Source organism: Aeromonas sp. Y289-2 (assembly GCF_027705925.1).
GTDB lineage: Bacteria > Pseudomonadota > Gammaproteobacteria > Enterobacterales > Aeromonadaceae > Aeromonas > Aeromonas veronii.
Map to the genome: position 1 here is coordinate 784,390 of NZ_JAPDCH010000001.1, position 14,149 is coordinate 798,538.

A 14,149-nucleotide genomic window follows, 5' to 3' on the forward strand; every position below is an offset into this window, starting at 1 on the left:
GTCACTCCTTCGCTTGCGGTTTCTTGGTGGCCTTGGCGGCCGGTTTAACTTCGTTCACATCACCATCGGCCAGCCGTTTCAGCCAGAAGCTGGTGCGCGGTACCTTCTCGCCATCGGCGGCCAGCTTGCTGCCATCCGGCTTTTTGATGACCAGCCCGGGGGCCGGTTTCAGATGCAGTTCCATCATTGCTCCTAAGGTGTTGGGCCTGGCACGGTGATATCTGCCTCGCAGACCGGTGAGCCATCGCCCTGCTCGGCGCGCCAGTTCATACGCAAGAAGTCATCGAGCGTGGCGGGGTCGATGGGGTTATCCAGCGGCCAGTCTTGCCGCCATGTCACCGACCAGATCGCCAGCCCCAGCTTGTCGATGCCGGTGGTGTAGAGGTTGTCCATCCGCACGCCTTCAGGCGCCTTGCTGGCACCGGTACCACGCCAGCCGCCTGTCAACATCAGGGCGGTGGCCAGCCGACCGGCAATCACCTCGGCACGCTGGTCTTTGGCATAGCCGAACTGGTCAGCGCAGAACACGAAGGCGACAAACTCGATAGTGCCTATCAGGCTGCCTTCACGGCGCATCGATACCACCCGCTGGGCGCAGATACGGATGCCGCCATCGCGGTTACCCATCCAGTACTTGATATCGTCCGGCTCGTTGAAGCGGCCGATGTGGCGCTCCACGGTTTGCACCCGGTCAATCAACCGATCCGCGCCGGGGCCGGTTGCCTCCAGATAGGGCTTGAGGTAGTTCACCACCCCTTCGCAGGCGCTGACGGTGCTGCCGATGGTGCCAAAATCAGGGCGGCTCATAGGCCTGCCTCCTTCATCACGTCTTGCCAGAAGTCGCCAATCACGGCGAGCAACTCGTTCTGGTTATCGCTGGAGAGGCCCAGAAACTCGCGCTGGGGGATCTCCATCATGCGGGTAAAGCTGCCGACCGACTGATAGACCGGGAACTTGAGCGCCTTGCCAAACGCCTGACTGATGCGGCGAACGTGGGCAGGCACCTGCACCGAGCCGCTGAATCCGTCCTGATGCACTCCGGCATAGGCCAGCGGCGAACCGACCCGCACGCTGTTGCGCTGCACCTGAAACTCGATGCTGTCATACAGATCACCAGAGCCCTGCAGCAGGCTTTGATCGCCGTAGCGAGTCTTGGCGTAGGCATCTGACCAGGGCGCCCATGGCGTACCATCCGGCGCGGTCTTCCCGTCACTAATGCGGCGGCGGGTCTGGCTTTCGACCACGGCGCCGATGCTTTCCAGCAGCTCGGCCTTGTAGTCGTTGCGGCCCAGGGTATCGAGCAGGCGCTGATAGCGCGCCAGCTCTTCGCCCCGGGTTGAGACCTGCACCGAGATCGCCATCACAGCACCCCTTTCAGGCTGTTGCGGGTGAACAGGCGCTCGTTCTCTTGCACCAACTCCACCTTGCCGACGCTGCCCTCTGGCGGCATATCCGGCGTGGGCAGGCCCAAGTCAATCTTGCCCGCCGCAATCTCTTTGATTTTGGCGATGGCGCGGTCATAGCGTTCACGCAGCAGGTCGGTGGCCTGATTATCGCGGTCGGCCAGCCAGTAGAAGGCGATCACGATGGCGTTGCGCTTGAGCAGGTCCGGCACGGTCGGCAGCGGAAGCACAAAGCGACGACTCAGGTAGCCATTGATTTCGTCATCGGCGGTGGCCAGTGCCTCATCAATCCAGACATCGTTCAGGGTGTCGGTGCTGCGGTCGAGCGCGAAGTTGTAGAGCATCGAGCCGTCGCGGTCTTCCAGATCCTGCTTCGTCGCGTAGATGGCCATGGCTTAGTCCTTGATCACTTCGCTATCGATAAGCACGGTCAGCCACTGTTCGCCATAGACGCGCTTGGCTTCTTCCTGCGTCAAGTAGCAGCACGGGATCTCGCAGCTGTGGTCGTGCGGCACATCAGCCTTGGATGTGACCACAAAGACGCGGGTCGCGCTGGAGTGCAGGAACTGGATGCCACAGCGCCAGAAACCGGCCGGTGACTTGGCCTTGACGTCGAACTGACCGAGCAGCCAGTCAGGCTGATGCTCTTCAACAGCCATCACCAGCGCGGCATCGCTGATATCCACTTCCTCTTCGAGCGGCTGCTCGGCTGCCAACATCTCTGCTTGCTTGGCGGCTTGCTCAGCAACCAGATCCACACCCTGCGCTTCTGCTGATTGCTCCAGCGCTACGGATTGCAACGGTTCGGCTTGCGCCTGAACCAGCTCGGCACTTTGATCCACTGCTGCAGCTGCCAGCTGCGGGCTTTTGTCGTCACCGGGCGGGGTAATTTTCTTTTTCGTGGCCATTTCAATGCTCCTTTAAATGGGCTTTATCAGGGCTTTATGCCCCAGAAACTCATGACCGCCGCCGAGCTGCTCGGCAACGATGCGGTGGCAGCCTGGGCAATCAGAGATACCTGACGGCTGGCCTGATTGGTGAAGTGGCGGAAACGGAACTTTTGACCCGCCGCGAGGCTGACCGAGAAGGTCAGATCAATAAACCGTTCAACGTTGGTGTCGGCACTGGGCAGCGTCAGCGGGCGCAGCGAACCCGGCACCGCTGACCAGGTTGATGTTGCCGCGTTGAACACTTCGATAAACAACCCCCAGCGAGTCGTTGAACCGCCGCTGTTCTCGCGCAGGATGCTGCAACTGATGCTGGCCATCCCCACGAAATCCTTGGCAGTTGTCAGCTCGCCGGTCACCAGATCCACGGTGAGATCGGCATCGGCCAGCGACAGGGTGTTAAACAGCACGGTCTGCGCCACGTTGTCGGTGGTCAGGGTTTGCTTGAGCGTGCCAGTCGTCGCCAGATAACTGGCTCTGAGCAGCAGCACATCTGTCGGCAGCGGTGACGGGCCAGCCTGAATAATCGGTGGGGCGCTGAAGAACATGGCTTAGCCCTCGGTCACAATCAGCGTGGCAGTGCCATCAATGGTTCTGGCATAGATGTTCTCTGCGGTTTGCCGAGACCAGCCGCGAAATTCACCATCAGTCAGCAGATGCCCCATATCGTCAGTGGCAGCAGGCACAGCCGTCGCCGTGCGAAACTTGATCGCCTGCGGGCCCTGATTCTCCATAAAGCCGGATGCAGCGGCAGAGACCAGCGTCCAGGCAGAAGTGATCGATTTCTTGGCTGTTGGCATTGCGGCATCCTCTTTGGCATGGGCTTCGACGCGTTAAAGCTCCACCCATGCCGTGTTGAAAGAGGCCCCGGGAGTGCCGGGGCGGTCGATTCGGTTAGACCAGATACGGGCTGACCACGATCTCGACGTTGTTGTAGTAGATGTTGCTCTGACCGTTATCGAGGAACTCGCGCTTGATCAGCTTGCGGGCTGCCGCTTCGTTGCTCGGGCCGACGACCAGAATGCGCGCCATGGTACCGATGGGGGTGCCGTTGGACTTCTTCATGTTGGCCAGCTTGGTCTTGGCCGCTTCGAAGTTGGCTTCATCCAGCGCAGCCTTGGAGCCGATAGCGGTCTGCGGGAAGCCGAAGCCATAGCCATGGCGACCGTCAACACCCGCCGCGAACTTGTTGTTGAACCAGGTGTATTCGCTGGTTGCGTTCATGGTCTGGAAGTCGAACGGGCGACGTTCCTGGAACACGATGGGCTTGACCACCTGCATATCGTCGATGACGAACCACGGGGCACCGGTATCGGTAGCCGGATCGCCCACCACGTTGGAGAAGGTGGTGGCCGGAGTGGTATCGAGCGGGTGGTCAGTATCGAAGAAGTTCTGACCGTCATAGCAGAGGGTGGTGAACCCAGCAGCCAGCAGGCCATAGACGTTCTTGTCCGGGAACAGCGCCGCTTCACGGCCGAAGTTCTCGGAGATGACCGAATACTTGCCGATCTGGTCGTCTTCCACGTCTTCGCGCTTGATGACGATGGAGGATTCGAAGGTCTTGTTGAGGATCTGATAGCCATGGCTACCCACCTCAACCAGCTGGCGAGTGGTCAGCCACTCCTTGATTGCTGGCAGGTCTTTCAGCCAGCCGTAGAAGTTGGAGCTGCCAGCGCTCGGTACCTGAGTGGCCACGCGGTTCCACTGCGGGGAGATCGCACCCAGACCTTTGGTATAGGCGGCGGACATGGAGACGGTCAGCGCCTCCAGAATTTGCGCTTCGGTAAATGCCATGATGGATTACTCCCCTTGTTTGGCTTTCATGGCTTGCTTGGCAGCCAGGAACTCTTCGGGCTTTTGGCCCATCTTGCGGCACAGGGCCAGTTCGTCAGCGCTCAGCGCCCCACCCTGTGCCGGTTTGTTGGCTGGTGCGTTGGCATCGGCAATCACCGGAGCGGTCTGCACAAATGCCTTGAACTGCTCCACACCACCTTCAGCGCGGCACATGCCCAGGAACATCTCTTTGTTGGCAGGGGCGATCTTGCCAGCGGTGATGGCTTCATCGACCAGCGCGGCCAGCTTGGCCTCTTCGGTCTCTTTCACCTTGGCTTCTGCGGTGGTGGCACGGTTCAGGGCCAGTTCGTAAGTCTCTTTCGGGACAAACTTGTTCAGGTCAGGGCCAGCGTTGGCGCGGTTCATGGCCAGTTGGTGATCGGCCTTGAGGGTATTGATGGCGGTGAGCGCGGAAGCAGTATCCGCATCAGCGCCCAGACCCAGTGCCTGGGTCAGTTCAACGGGCAATGGCATTTGAGTTTCCTCACGGTTCAGGGCAGGGAGTTGGTGCAAGTTGGGTTCGTTGGTCAAGCCGACACTGGCAATGCTTTGCACCGTACCGGCCTCGTCATAGAGAAATGCGGGGGAATAGAAGGCGTACTCCTTCTTCTCCAGCATCTCGCGCCCTTCGCTGTTCCAGTCAACCATCCCCCACACTTCGCCGCCGATGTTTTGCAGCGCAAGGATCCAGCCGATAGCCGGGGCCTTGTCGCCCTTCGGGCCTTTGAGGTGGGTGGAGTGCTCGACGTCAAACGGGCGCTTGCGGGTAAAGGCGGCGACCACGGCGTCGGGGTTGCTGTTGGTCCAGCTGCGGCCATCATTGCCAGCGAAAGAGCCAGCCGGGATCAACGGCAGCCAGACTTTCTCGTCACGGACTTCCTGACGGGAAAGGTCAAAGCAAAGGGCTAGTGATGTCTTGGGCATGATCGCTCCGTTACATAACAACCTCCTGCCGGGTGGCGCTTGGTTGAATTAACAAATGTTTGGGTGAACAAATGTTTGGACGAATCGATAATGGGCCAGCTGGGGGGCTGGCCTGTAATGACGCTTTTCGCGCTATTGAGAGGGGGAGTAGATGGGGTGACGCTGTGATGACCGGTCATCACAGGATACAGATGGCGGGTCAGCTTGCCAATGTGATCGGGGCTATCTGGTCGCCGTGGTGATGATCACCGCTGGCGGGTGGATGGTGGCGCAGGCCTAAAACAGCACCTTCGACACCACCACACACCATCTTTAAAACCGATTTAAATCGCCTCAGATTCAAAAGCTGGGTAATTGTTCGTGCGCTGGTAGCCAAAAACGCTCACAGAGGCTTAGAGAGCGTTTGGCGCAATGTTTGCTCCTTGGCTTTCAGGTCAGCTTGCAAGGCCTGCTCGCGCCGCTTGCCCGGGTTGTAATCCCACCCCGGCTCGATCCCCTTCGGCAGGGTCTCGACTTCACCTGTTCGCTTGTTCACCCACTCGCTTGTGCCATCGTTTGGCGCGGCAAACTTGAACCCGCTATCGCCCTGCAGCTTGGCGTATTCGAACTTGCTGATCTGGCGCACCCCGCAATGGCAGCCCCAGCCGTTGGGCGGCATATGGGTTTGCCACCAGGGATCATCCACCGGCAGGGTAATCCCGCGCCAGCTCAAGTGCAGGGCGCGGTGCTCCCGCGCTGGGCCGATAGTGTAGGTCAGGTATGGCATCGCCCGTTTGGTGCGCTCGATGCGCTGCCACTGGCCAGCGGCGCGGGCGGTGCGCATATTGGTGCGGTAAATGATCTTTATCCGCCCTTCACTGCCCAGTTGTACCGGCTTGGTTTCGCCGGTCAGCGGGTCGTCAAGCTCCTGCACGCCCCACCATCCAGACTTGACCAGTAGCGGCTTGAGCACGGCAGCGAACTGCTGATAGGTCTGGCCCTGCTCCAGCGCCTGCTCGACCATGGCGCGCACCTCGACCAGCAGATCGGCGTTGAGCATCTTGGCGACGGTGAAGGCGTTGCTGTGCTCCTCCTTCCACACGTCGCGATAATCAAATCCGGGCTGCAGCCCCTTTTTCTTGAACCAGTCGAGCGCCTCTTTTGGCGGAAAGGCGGACGCTTTCGGCTCAGGCATCTTGCACATCCCCCATGCCACGCATCCGGAACAGGTAATCGGCCAGCTGCGGGGTGAACTGCTCGGCGGTCAGGTTCTCCTGCAGCTTGAGCAGGCCATCGTTAAACTCTTCGAAGGTGGTGGCCTTGGCCGCCAATTCGAGGATCGGGTTCATAAAGTCTTCGCCGCCAACCTCTATCCAGTCGCTCATCGCCTCATCAGTCAGCTGCTCGATGGCCTGTTCGCTCGGCTGCAGGATCCGGTTGATGGCCAAACGCTGCGGCTGCTGGCGGTTCATAGCAAGCGGCTGCGCGGCGGCGACCTCCATCGCGCTGAGCGGTTGCAGCACTGCCTCATCGTCTTTCGGGTCAGCCAGCCCGAACTTGTCACGCACTTCGCTCTCGCTCACCTTCATGCCGCGATCAACCAGCGGCATCAGGCTATCGACCAGAATCTTGAGGTCTTCCGGCTCCGGCACGCGGATGCAGACGCGGGGGTAAGCCTTCTGTTTGCCCCAGTTCAGGATGATGAAGGGCTTGACCAGGTACTCGTTGATGGTCGATTCGAGCTGGCGGGCATCCCACTTGGCGATATCCAGCCGCACCTCGTTATGCACCGTGGCTTGCGCCCGGCTGCTGCCATCGTCGGTGGTCATGGTCTGGCCGAGCACAGCCTTGCTGGTCTGCTCGTCGGCCCAGCGGGCCATGTTCTCGAACAGGGTATCTCCGCCGTTGCCCTTCGCGGTCTCGACCAGCTCGACCATCATGCTATCCGGGATGATAGCCCCGGCATCGCTGGCGATGGTGGCGATGGCGTTCTTGAGGGTGGCAATCTGCTCGGGGGTGGCATTCGGCCCGTACTTGCCCACGCGAATGGGAATGCCGAACACTTCGGCAAACGCCCACCAGTCGCGAACGGTGAAGCTCTTGAGCATATACATCACGGCGCACAGGCGCGTTAGGCCGTTGCGCCAGATGCTGCCAGACTTGGTGCGCGGCAGATGCACGATGAATTTGTACGGCTCCAGCGGTTTGCCCTGGGGCGCATCGTCGCTGATAAGCAGGATCTCGCTCAGGGTGTCTGCATCCGGCCGCAGATAGCGGGGGTCAACCCACTTGTAATCCTTCGGCACCCATGGGGTGACGGTGGTATCCCACAGGATCTGACAGACCCCCATTCCCTTGCCAAGGCCATCGAGCAGGTCGAAGAACAGCTCGGGGATCTGGTCGCTCTCCATCAGCTTGCGCACTTCATCGGCCAGCCGCACATCAGCAGCGTCGTCACTCGCGGCCTCGACACTTGGCGGCAGCGCGGCCACCGCCAGCTTGCGGGTGCGCAGCACGGAGGCGTAATGGAGATCGCGCTCTTCGATCTCCTCGGCCAGCGTCATGTAGTCCTGCGGGTTGTTGCCATCCACCACCGACCGCAGCAGGCCAGCCAGCCGCAGCGGGGTGATGGTACTGGCCACGCTGTTGGGGCGCGGGTTGCGCACGCTGGTTGTGTGGGCCAGCGCGATATCTTCGCTCAGTTTCGGCTTGTCGGGTTTGATGGGGTTGCCCCGGCTATCGAGAATATTGGTCACAGTAATCCGCCTCCGCTACGCAGGCCACGGGTCATGTTCATTTGCCGCTGGCTGTCGTTGTCTTTTGCTGGCGCACCCACCTTGGCGATGCGGTGCAGTTCGTAAATCTGGTTTTCTGCCCGGCTGGCGAGATAGGCCAAGAAGATGGCCACCGCCGAGTCGCCGTGTCGCTTGTTTCCATCGCTGCCTTGCGTGCGGCTGTCGTCGATGCCGGGGGTGCCACGGTAGATCTGGATTTGCCCCAGATCGGTGATGATGTCTTCGTGGCGCGGCAGCTCCAGCTCGTCATCTTCAAACGCCGCCTTGAAGCGCGGCATGTTCTCGCGGTAGAAGCCGACCGACAGCATCACCTGCACCACCTCTTGGCCGTAGCGATAGGCAGCCTGTTCGGCCAGATACTGGCCGTTGCCACGGGCATCGAGCCAGATGCCATCGCGGCGCGGCAGGCGATCGCAGATGAAATAAAGGGCCTGTTCCTGCTGCTTGAACGGGGTGTTCTTGAGCTCGACGGTGAACGGTACCCGGCGGCGGGTATCCGGCAACACCTCAATGGGTGAGAACACCGTCAGGTCACCAGAACGGGCGAAGTCTTCGCCCAGGGCATGGCGATGGCTGCGATCCAGCTTCATCAGCTCTGGGAAGACTTCGGCCTCCAGCCATTCCTGCATCTCTGCATTGCGCTCCGATTCGCTGGAGCCGTTGAAGGCGGCCGAGCCGGTAAAGCGCAGCACAGGGCCATCGACCCGGCAGGCCCGTTCGCGCAGGCCACGGGGCAGATAGGCACCGCCGCCGCTCTTTGGCTCGCAGTAATACTCTTCCCGCGCATCCTCTTCGGTGGCGGTGTCTTTGAGCAGGTTGCGCAGCCACTCGTCTTGCAGCTCTTGGCTCCACTCCTGTTTCGTGACCTGCCGAATGCGGCGGAACAGCCCCTCGTTGATGGCCGTCTCGATATCGATGCGATGCACGCTGTAACGCTTCTTGCCAGCGCGGCTATCTATGATCAGGGTGTTGAACAGGTTCTCGATACCGTTATGGGTCGAGATGATGCGCACCTTGCTGCCCCACATGGTCAGCGCCAACGCGGCCTTGAGGATGGCGGCAAGGTCTTTATGGAAGGCCCCTTCATCGATCACCACGTTGCCCTGCATACCCCGCAAGTTGCTGGGGTTCGAGCTGAGCGCCTTGATTTTGAAGCCGCTGGCGAAGTTGATGACATAGACCAGGATGTCTTTGTCTTCGTTCTCCAGCGCCTCTTCGCTCACCTCGCTGGCGGCGCAGTTGTATGCGCGGGCCCACATGGCGCAGGCGTCAATAAACTCGCGGGCCATGTCCTTGGTGGTGCCGACATAGAAGGTATCGCTGCCACCGGCTGCCGCCGACATGGAGCCGGTCAGGGCAGCATCGGCCGCCTCTGCCCAGGTCAAACCGGTTCGCCGTGACTTCTCGGCGATCTTGAGCGGTGAGGTATCCGCTATCCAGCGCTTCTGATAGGGCAGCAGCACCTCATCAGGATTGAACTGGCCGCCGATAATGGCGGCCGCTGACTGGTTGCGAAGCTGGTTTTCTGCTTGGGTAAGATGGTTCATGACAACTCAATCCACGCCATAAGAAGAACGATCACAAAGGCCACACCCGAAGGTGCAATAAGCCAAAGTGGATGAACCGGTTTAATCATCCAGCTGGCAAGTGATTTCAGTTTGTTCATCACGCAATCCCCAAGATCTGCTGTTTAATCTGGGCGGCGGTCTCGGCCGTCAGCCCTGCCGACTTAACAATCTTCTCGGCAGCGGTGGCGGCCTCGGCGGCGAACGCGGCGCGGATCTCTTTCTCGACCTTGTGGCTGGTCATGGCTGCCTGCTCCACCCGCTGGATAACCAGCGCCAGCTGGCCCAGCGATTTCGGGTCAATCATCTTGCCCTCTTCGCCGTCGCTGGCGTCCATCATCTTCATGGAGGTCTCAAACGCCATAGTGCGCACGAACTCCTGCAGCAGCTTGCCCACTTCAGAGGTGGGGGCCTGCCCGAGCTTTGAGGTCCAGACGGCGGCCACTTCGCGGGCCTGCTCCATGCGGCTGCCTGCTTCTGCCATCCGCTTCGAGAAACGGTTAAGGCCGGTGCGACTGATCTGCTCTTCCGGCGGCAGGCCGGATTCCACAATCAGCTTGTTCACCTCGGCCAGAATATCCTTCTGTGACATGGAGCCAGATCGCAGCATCGCGGCCAGCTGGCTGCGGATGTCGTCCGGCAGCTGCTGGATCTTGCTCTTGGTGTTCTTCTTGGTGGCCATGATTACTCCAGCAGCTTATCAATCAGCGGGGCGGTGCAGCCCCACAGTGCAGAGACGGGATCGCCCAGCAGGACCAGCGCCAGCAGATAGCCGGTCACCATCATGGCGGAAATATCCAGCAGGCGGCTTTTCATGCGTGGCCAAGCCTGCGAGCACGGCGCTGTGCCCGTACCACTTTGGCCTGACGGTTGGCACGCTTTACCGAAGGCTGGCGGCCGTTGAAGGCTGGGCGGTAACGGCTGGCACGCCGCACCTCTCGAACGTGACGCTCGATCGCCTCATCCAGCGATGCCGGGCCAGACCAGTTACGGAGCATCAATGGGCTAAAACCACCAAAGCCACCAAGCAGCAAGCCCACCAGGGCGCTTTTCATCTTGTTCATGGTCATCACTCCGGACGCGGTTTCTTGACACCCGGCACGGTGGCGTCGCCTTTGGCGACATCGAAGCCACGGCTGGTCAGTTTGGCGATCAGGTACTCGCCCATGGTGCGGGTGGTGACCAGGTTCTGCTCTTCCAGCCAGCAGATCTGGGTGCGCACCGCGTCGCGGCTGATACGATGGCCCCAGCTTTCGAGCACCACATCCAGAATGGAATCGTTGGTCTCATAGCCGTTCTGGTCTTTCAGTTCCCGCAGGATGATCAGGCGCTGGTCTTCCAGCACAAACTCTTTACCACTCATACAACCCCCGTTTATTTCTCGTTTAAACGCTGCTCAAGCAGCAATTGAATCAGGTGATTAGTCGGTTTCAGCTGGGCGGTCAGGGCTTTCATGTCACCCCGCAACTCCTCAAGCTGAATACTCAACTCATTGAACTGCTCTTGTGTTGGCAAACGTTCAACACGTCCTTCGAGGCTGGTAACGCGGTTGGTCAGTTCATCCATACTCGTGCTCACTTCCTTAAGCTCCTCGCGGCGCACGAACGTCTTGCTCAGCCATAACAGAGCGACGGTGGCCAGCACCGCTACGGCCGTGGTAATCACCCCCCACCACTTGGGGATCCAGTCAAACTCCATAGCGATGTCTCCCCGCTTTCTCATTACGGCTCTGGCATGGCACACAGCGCACCGCTGCCTGTTCTGCCTGCAGTCGCTCGGCGGCGATCTGCTCCCCACACATCAGGCAAAAGCGATTCCCGTGCTCGTCCTGATCTGGCTGTTCCTGCGGATGGCGCCGTGCCTGGGCAATGGCGCGCTCGCGAAACTCTTGTTCTTGTTGTTGTGCCCGGTAGAAAAGGTCGGTCATTTGGCCCTCGTCATCAGCTTGGTGACTGCGCCAGTGATGGCCGCGCCGACCTTCTGGCCGCTGGCCTTGGGATGCGGGGCGAAGCCGTCCAGGGTGCGCAGGCCCATATAGGCCCAAGCCGGGGTGAGCATCAGCATGGCCATTTCGAAGTCGGGGCCGTCGCCATAGCCAAAGGCGCGCAGCACGGTGAACAGCACGATATAGATCGCCCCTGCTTGCCAGCTCTGGCGCGCCATCAGCGGGCGGGTGTGGCGCACGTATTCATCCTTTGCGCCATCCCCCTCTCGGATGGTCTGCTGGGTGGTTGCCTGCTCGGCCTGCTGGTCGGCCAGCTCCAGCTCGCGGCGGCGGGTCTGCTCCTTCTCCATCTCGTTCTTGAGCTTTTGCAGTTCGACCAGCACGGCAGGATCAGTGATGCGGTTGAGCTGTTCTTCAATAGCCGCCCGCTGCTGTGATGCAGTCAGGCCGATGGCGGATACCTGCTCGACCATATCGGCGACCTTGTTCGCGGTTTCGCTGCCGCCAAACAGGCTGGCAATACCCCGGATCATGGCTGGGCCCTGCTCCACCGCCAGCGCGGCCAGTGCGGGGATTAACGGGAGTGGCATGGTGGTTCATCCTTCTTGACTTCACTTGAGAAGAGCGCACGCAGCCTGGCGCAGTGCTCTGCGGCCTTGCCGTTGCAGGTGGTGAGGATATTGAAGCGGTGACGGTTGCGGGCGTCGTAGACCTCGGATGGCGTCACGGAACACCATCCCTTTTTGAACTGGCTTTGCATGGTTCCGTCACGGCTATGGAGCGGCACGCGGCGATCAACATCGCACTCGGCAATGCCCTGTTCGGCCGCCTCGCGCTCCCGTTTCAGCCGCTGCTCGCGGCCATGGTTAAAACTCCACTCCCAGTTTCGGCCCATGTCAGCCCCCGTACACGCTGGCCCAGCGGCCAGTACGCATCTGTTCGGCATGGCGCTGGGCGCGCTTTGGGGTCTGCTTGGCCCAGCGGCTATCGAGCATACCGGCGGCGGCTTTGTCCCAGTTGCCACGGGCCACGGCGGCAAGGGTGTTCTTGAAGTTGCCAAGCCCATTGACGCCCAGCTGATAAGCCATGGAGTAGAGCACGGCAGTACGGGCGGGAGATGTGGCGCAGGTATCGAGCGCATCGGCCAGATGCGGGATGGTGCGCATCTCGCGTTCCATCTTCGCCAGATATTCATCTAGCCACGCTTCGCCAGCGGCCAGCGGCAAGGTGAATTGATAGAGTTTTATATCCGCGCCTTGCGGGCCGATGCGAAAGCCAAAGCCGACAGTGGGATAACGCTCGCTACAGAGATAGGGCTTTGGCTCCCAACCCTCTTCGTATTTGATAAGCGCATGAATGGAAGACATGACACACCTGAGAAATAATGAATTTCGTTGAGTGTGCTTTTTATATGCTCGGGTAGTGTATTGACGGATATCGTATGAAGCGCAGACAAAATAAAAGCGGCCATTTGGCCGCCTTTATTTGCTATCGAATTGTCGCTTAATAAGCCCGACCATTACGCCGTCCATTTCCATCAGCCACCGGATCCAGTCCTGTGAACATATCAGGCTGCACTTTTCGCAATTCGCTGCGTCGCATCCGTGCCAGCACAAATTGAATTTCCCGCACCGATACCCCGAATTTGCGGGACAACTCAAACTGATTCTTGCCGTTGAACTCTTTCCAGATCTGGATGGAGCGCAGCACCGTGGTCAGCGTCTTGCCGTTCGGCACGTAGAAGGGGGCCCCGCCGAAGGTGCGGCAGAACTCTGAGAGCATGACGAACGACAGCATGGGCGAGTCGCGATGCGCTGCGACCACATGCTCGATGGTGTCGAACATGGCGCGCAGCTGTTCGCTCCAGCCCGGGGCGGTTTCATCACTCAGCATGCGGTAGGTTTCCGGATCGATGGCATTCAGGTCAACCCCTACGCCAAACAGATCAACAGTGCTCAGGTCGGTCTCGTCTTTCATATGGCCCCCAAACGGCGTGCAAACTGCAGATAAAGCAACACCCGGACTAAGCCGGGTGTTTGTATGATAACGCAGTGGATCTGGGTGCCCAATTCAACCGCTGGTGAGATAGACCAGCCCGCCAATCTGGATCAGCGGCATGATGATGCACACTGGCCACGGCATGCCACCTTTCACCCTGATCACCCCAACCATAAACAGAGTTACAAAGCTGAATAGCGACAGCGACAGGCGTCCCCATTCATAGATTGGTGCGCCACCTTCCAGCACGTGATAGAGCAAGAACAGCGGCCCCATAATCACCAGCAGGCTGACAAAGGTTGCTACCAGCGCCACGCCACGCGCCACATAGAGATCCAGTTGTTCAGTTTGGTTGTTCATCGTGTTGCTCCTTTTTCCCTTAACTGTTTTCGATCGGAGAGGATGGCATCGGCAGCCACTTAACAGGGATGCAGTAATGCTCCCCCCAGCTGTCGCCTTGCAAAAAAATCCCCCTTAAATCACCAACGTTATCGCTTGGCCGTTTGCTTGCCTCCTTAACGATATAGAGAACCCCCTCACCAACTCGACCATCACTGCCGGCCAAAATTACTGGGGGTATCTGTTGGGGCAGAATCAATCTCCAGCCACTCAGCAGACACCTGTCTCGCCTGCTTGGCTAGGTCTATCAGCTCCTTAACTTCTCCGATGGTGTTTGTTGCGCGAACGCTAGGGCCAAACTTTCTTAGCAGCCCATTTACCATTTCCTCGACCGAATCAAGATCAATCATCCCGTTTTTCC

At 59.7% G+C, this 14,149-nt stretch carries 25 protein-coding genes; all 25 read right to left on the reverse strand.

Annotation, left to right across the window (positions count from 1 at the left end; all coding sequences use genetic code 11):
* Window position 1: 1 nt before the first annotated feature.
* The 25 genes from OKC43_RS03415 to OKC43_RS03535 all read right to left on the reverse strand — a co-directional run bounded on the left by OKC43_RS03415 (window position 2) and on the right by OKC43_RS03535 (window position 14,138).
* Window positions 2–187 (reverse strand): DUF2635 domain-containing protein, encoded by a 186-nt coding sequence (locus tag OKC43_RS03415; protein WP_270803887.1) that lies wholly within the window; start codon window positions 185–187, stop codon window positions 2–4.
* 5 nt (window positions 188–192) lie between these two features.
* A complete protein-coding gene (locus tag OKC43_RS03420; protein WP_270803888.1) occupies window positions 193–807 on the reverse strand; it encodes a hypothetical protein in 615 nt (204 codons plus the stop codon).
* A complete protein-coding gene (locus tag OKC43_RS03425; RefSeq protein ID WP_270803889.1) occupies window positions 804–1,361 on the reverse strand; it encodes a phage virion morphogenesis protein in 558 nt (185 codons plus the stop codon). Before OKC43_RS03425 ends, OKC43_RS03420 begins: the two co-directional genes overlap by 4 nt.
* Entirely contained in the window at window positions 1,361–1,795 is a 435-nt protein-coding gene (locus OKC43_RS03430) for a gp436 family protein (protein ID WP_043849621.1), read from the reverse strand. The genes OKC43_RS03425 and OKC43_RS03430 overlap by 1 nt, the downstream gene beginning before the upstream one ends.
* 3 nt (window positions 1,796–1,798) lie before the next feature.
* Window positions 1,799–2,311, reverse strand: coding sequence for a hypothetical protein (locus OKC43_RS03435; protein ID WP_270803890.1), 513 nt, complete (start codon window positions 2,309–2,311; stop codon window positions 1,799–1,801).
* A 26-nt stretch (window positions 2,312–2,337) separates the two neighbouring features.
* Window positions 2,338–2,898, reverse strand: a complete 561-nt coding sequence (locus tag OKC43_RS03440) for a hypothetical protein (protein WP_270803891.1) — start codon at window positions 2,896–2,898, stop codon at window positions 2,338–2,340.
* Between the two features lie 3 nt (window positions 2,899–2,901).
* Window positions 2,902–3,150 carry a hypothetical protein gene (locus tag OKC43_RS03445; RefSeq protein WP_270803893.1) on the reverse strand — a complete coding sequence of 83 codons (249 nt, stop codon included), beginning with the start codon at window positions 3,148–3,150 and terminating at the stop codon, window positions 2,902–2,904.
* Between the two features lie 94 nt (window positions 3,151–3,244).
* The gene (locus OKC43_RS03450) at window positions 3,245–4,144 is read right to left on the reverse strand and encodes a Mu-like prophage major head subunit gpT family protein (RefSeq protein WP_270803894.1); all 900 of its coding nucleotides are present in this window, start codon (window positions 4,142–4,144) and stop codon (window positions 3,245–3,247) included.
* Window positions 4,145–4,150: 6 nt separating this feature from the next.
* Window positions 4,151–5,107: a phage protease gene (locus OKC43_RS03455; RefSeq protein WP_270803895.1), complete on the reverse strand. Its 957-nt coding sequence runs from the start codon at window positions 5,105–5,107 to the stop codon at window positions 4,151–4,153.
* A 382-nt stretch (window positions 5,108–5,489) separates the two neighbouring features.
* Window positions 5,490–6,281 carry a phage head morphogenesis protein gene (locus OKC43_RS03460; protein ID WP_270803896.1) on the reverse strand — a complete coding sequence of 264 codons (792 nt, stop codon included), beginning with the start codon at window positions 6,279–6,281 and terminating at the stop codon, window positions 5,490–5,492.
* Window positions 6,274–7,842, reverse strand: coding sequence for a DUF935 domain-containing protein (locus OKC43_RS03465; protein WP_270803897.1), 1,569 nt, complete (start codon window positions 7,840–7,842; stop codon window positions 6,274–6,276). Before OKC43_RS03465 ends, OKC43_RS03460 begins: the two co-directional genes overlap by 8 nt.
* A complete protein-coding gene (locus OKC43_RS03470) occupies window positions 7,839–9,428 on the reverse strand; it encodes a terminase large subunit domain-containing protein (protein WP_270803898.1) in 1,590 nt (529 codons plus the stop codon). Before OKC43_RS03470 ends, OKC43_RS03465 begins: the two co-directional genes overlap by 4 nt.
* Window positions 9,425–9,547, reverse strand: a complete 123-nt coding sequence (locus OKC43_RS03475) for a hypothetical protein (protein ID WP_270803899.1) — start codon at window positions 9,545–9,547, stop codon at window positions 9,425–9,427. The genes OKC43_RS03470 and OKC43_RS03475 overlap by 4 nt, the downstream gene beginning before the upstream one ends.
* A complete protein-coding gene (locus OKC43_RS03480; protein WP_270803900.1) occupies window positions 9,547–10,128 on the reverse strand; it encodes a DUF3486 family protein in 582 nt (193 codons plus the stop codon). Before OKC43_RS03480 ends, OKC43_RS03475 begins: the two co-directional genes overlap by 1 nt.
* A 2-nt stretch (window positions 10,129–10,130) precedes the next feature.
* A complete protein-coding gene (locus OKC43_RS03485; RefSeq protein ID WP_270803901.1) occupies window positions 10,131–10,262 on the reverse strand; it encodes a hypothetical protein in 132 nt (43 codons plus the stop codon).
* Window positions 10,259–10,510 carry a hypothetical protein gene (locus OKC43_RS03490; protein WP_270803902.1) on the reverse strand — a complete coding sequence of 84 codons (252 nt, stop codon included), beginning with the start codon at window positions 10,508–10,510 and terminating at the stop codon, window positions 10,259–10,261. Before OKC43_RS03490 ends, OKC43_RS03485 begins: the two co-directional genes overlap by 4 nt.
* Before the next feature lie 5 nt (window positions 10,511–10,515).
* On the reverse strand, window positions 10,516–10,809 hold the full coding sequence (locus OKC43_RS03495; RefSeq protein ID WP_270803903.1) for a VpaChn25_0724 family phage protein: 294 nt from the start codon (window positions 10,807–10,809) through the stop codon (window positions 10,516–10,518).
* 11 nt (window positions 10,810–10,820) lie between these two features.
* On the reverse strand, window positions 10,821–11,144 hold the full coding sequence (locus OKC43_RS03500) for a DUF2730 family protein (protein ID WP_270803904.1): 324 nt from the start codon (window positions 11,142–11,144) through the stop codon (window positions 10,821–10,823).
* Complete coding sequence (locus OKC43_RS03505; RefSeq protein ID WP_270803905.1) at window positions 11,134–11,373, reverse strand: TraR/DksA C4-type zinc finger protein; 240 nt, start codon at window positions 11,371–11,373, stop codon at window positions 11,134–11,136. Before OKC43_RS03505 ends, OKC43_RS03500 begins: the two co-directional genes overlap by 11 nt.
* Entirely contained in the window at window positions 11,370–11,981 is a 612-nt protein-coding gene (locus OKC43_RS03510; RefSeq protein WP_270803906.1) for a hypothetical protein, read from the reverse strand. Before OKC43_RS03510 ends, OKC43_RS03505 begins: the two co-directional genes overlap by 4 nt.
* The gene (locus tag OKC43_RS03515) at window positions 11,966–12,286 is read right to left on the reverse strand and encodes a hypothetical protein (RefSeq protein WP_270803907.1); all 321 of its coding nucleotides are present in this window, start codon (window positions 12,284–12,286) and stop codon (window positions 11,966–11,968) included. Before OKC43_RS03515 ends, OKC43_RS03510 begins: the two co-directional genes overlap by 16 nt.
* Before the next feature lies 1 nt (window position 12,287).
* The gene (locus OKC43_RS03520) at window positions 12,288–12,758 is read right to left on the reverse strand and encodes a glycoside hydrolase family protein (RefSeq protein ID WP_270803908.1); all 471 of its coding nucleotides are present in this window, start codon (window positions 12,756–12,758) and stop codon (window positions 12,288–12,290) included.
* A gap of 136 nt (window positions 12,759–12,894) precedes the next feature.
* On the reverse strand, window positions 12,895–13,368 hold the full coding sequence (locus OKC43_RS03525) for a Mor transcription activator family protein (protein ID WP_270803909.1): 474 nt from the start codon (window positions 13,366–13,368) through the stop codon (window positions 12,895–12,897).
* Window positions 13,369–13,461: 93 nt separating this feature from the next.
* Window positions 13,462–13,749 carry a hypothetical protein gene (locus OKC43_RS03530; RefSeq protein WP_270803910.1) on the reverse strand — a complete coding sequence of 96 codons (288 nt, stop codon included), beginning with the start codon at window positions 13,747–13,749 and terminating at the stop codon, window positions 13,462–13,464.
* A gap of 191 nt (window positions 13,750–13,940) precedes the next feature.
* A complete protein-coding gene (locus OKC43_RS03535) occupies window positions 13,941–14,138 on the reverse strand; it encodes a hypothetical protein (RefSeq protein ID WP_270803911.1) in 198 nt (65 codons plus the stop codon).
* Between the last annotated feature and the right edge of the window lie 11 nt (window positions 14,139–14,149).

Excerpts from the sequence above, each read along its gene's own strand:
- OKC43_RS03415 (WP_270803887.1), bottom strand. The coding sequence starts at position 187 with ATGATGGAACTGCATCTGAAACCGGCCCCCGGGCTGGTCATCAAAAAG.
- OKC43_RS03420 (WP_270803888.1), bottom strand. The coding sequence starts at position 807 with ATGAGCCGCCCTGATTTTGGCACCATCGGCAGCACCGTCAGCGCCTGC.
- OKC43_RS03425 (WP_270803889.1), bottom strand. The coding sequence starts at position 1,361 with ATGGCGATCTCGGTGCAGGTCTCAACCCGGGGCGAAGAGCTGGCGCGC.
- OKC43_RS03430 (WP_043849621.1), bottom strand. The coding sequence starts at position 1,795 with ATGGCCATCTACGCGACGAAGCAGGATCTGGAAGACCGCGACGGCTCG.
- OKC43_RS03435 (WP_270803890.1), bottom strand. The coding sequence starts at position 2,311 with ATGGCCACGAAAAAGAAAATTACCCCGCCCGGTGACGACAAAAGCCCG.
- OKC43_RS03440 (WP_270803891.1), bottom strand. The coding sequence starts at position 2,898 with ATGTTCTTCAGCGCCCCACCGATTATTCAGGCTGGCCCGTCACCGCTG.
- OKC43_RS03445 (WP_270803893.1), bottom strand. The coding sequence starts at position 3,150 with ATGCCAACAGCCAAGAAATCGATCACTTCTGCCTGGACGCTGGTCTCT.
- OKC43_RS03450 (WP_270803894.1), bottom strand. The coding sequence starts at position 4,144 with ATGGCATTTACCGAAGCGCAAATTCTGGAGGCGCTGACCGTCTCCATG.
- OKC43_RS03455 (WP_270803895.1), bottom strand. The coding sequence starts at position 5,107 with ATGCCCAAGACATCACTAGCCCTTTGCTTTGACCTTTCCCGTCAGGAA.
- OKC43_RS03460 (WP_270803896.1), bottom strand. The coding sequence starts at position 6,281 with ATGCCTGAGCCGAAAGCGTCCGCCTTTCCGCCAAAAGAGGCGCTCGAC.
- OKC43_RS03470 (WP_270803898.1), bottom strand. The coding sequence starts at position 9,428 with ATGAACCATCTTACCCAAGCAGAAAACCAGCTTCGCAACCAGTCAGCG.
- OKC43_RS03475 (WP_270803899.1), bottom strand. The coding sequence starts at position 9,547 with ATGAACAAACTGAAATCACTTGCCAGCTGGATGATTAAACCGGTTCAT.
- OKC43_RS03480 (WP_270803900.1), bottom strand. The coding sequence starts at position 10,128 with ATGGCCACCAAGAAGAACACCAAGAGCAAGATCCAGCAGCTGCCGGAC.
- OKC43_RS03485 (WP_270803901.1), bottom strand. The coding sequence starts at position 10,262 with ATGAAAAGCCGCCTGCTGGATATTTCCGCCATGATGGTGACCGGCTAT.
- OKC43_RS03490 (WP_270803902.1), bottom strand. The coding sequence starts at position 10,510 with ATGAACAAGATGAAAAGCGCCCTGGTGGGCTTGCTGCTTGGTGGCTTT.
- OKC43_RS03495 (WP_270803903.1), bottom strand. The coding sequence starts at position 10,809 with ATGAGTGGTAAAGAGTTTGTGCTGGAAGACCAGCGCCTGATCATCCTG.
- OKC43_RS03500 (WP_270803904.1), bottom strand. The coding sequence starts at position 11,144 with ATGGAGTTTGACTGGATCCCCAAGTGGTGGGGGGTGATTACCACGGCC.
- OKC43_RS03505 (WP_270803905.1), bottom strand. The coding sequence starts at position 11,373 with ATGACCGACCTTTTCTACCGGGCACAACAACAAGAACAAGAGTTTCGC.
- OKC43_RS03510 (WP_270803906.1), bottom strand. The coding sequence starts at position 11,981 with ATGCCACTCCCGTTAATCCCCGCACTGGCCGCGCTGGCGGTGGAGCAG.
- OKC43_RS03515 (WP_270803907.1), bottom strand. The coding sequence starts at position 12,286 with ATGGGCCGAAACTGGGAGTGGAGTTTTAACCATGGCCGCGAGCAGCGG.
- OKC43_RS03520 (WP_270803908.1), bottom strand. The coding sequence starts at position 12,758 with ATGTCTTCCATTCATGCGCTTATCAAATACGAAGAGGGTTGGGAGCCA.
- OKC43_RS03525 (WP_270803909.1), bottom strand. The coding sequence starts at position 13,368 with ATGAAAGACGAGACCGACCTGAGCACTGTTGATCTGTTTGGCGTAGGG.
- OKC43_RS03530 (WP_270803910.1), bottom strand. The coding sequence starts at position 13,749 with ATGAACAACCAAACTGAACAACTGGATCTCTATGTGGCGCGTGGCGTG.
- OKC43_RS03535 (WP_270803911.1), bottom strand. The coding sequence starts at position 14,138 with ATGATTGATCTTGATTCGGTCGAGGAAATGGTAAATGGGCTGCTAAGA.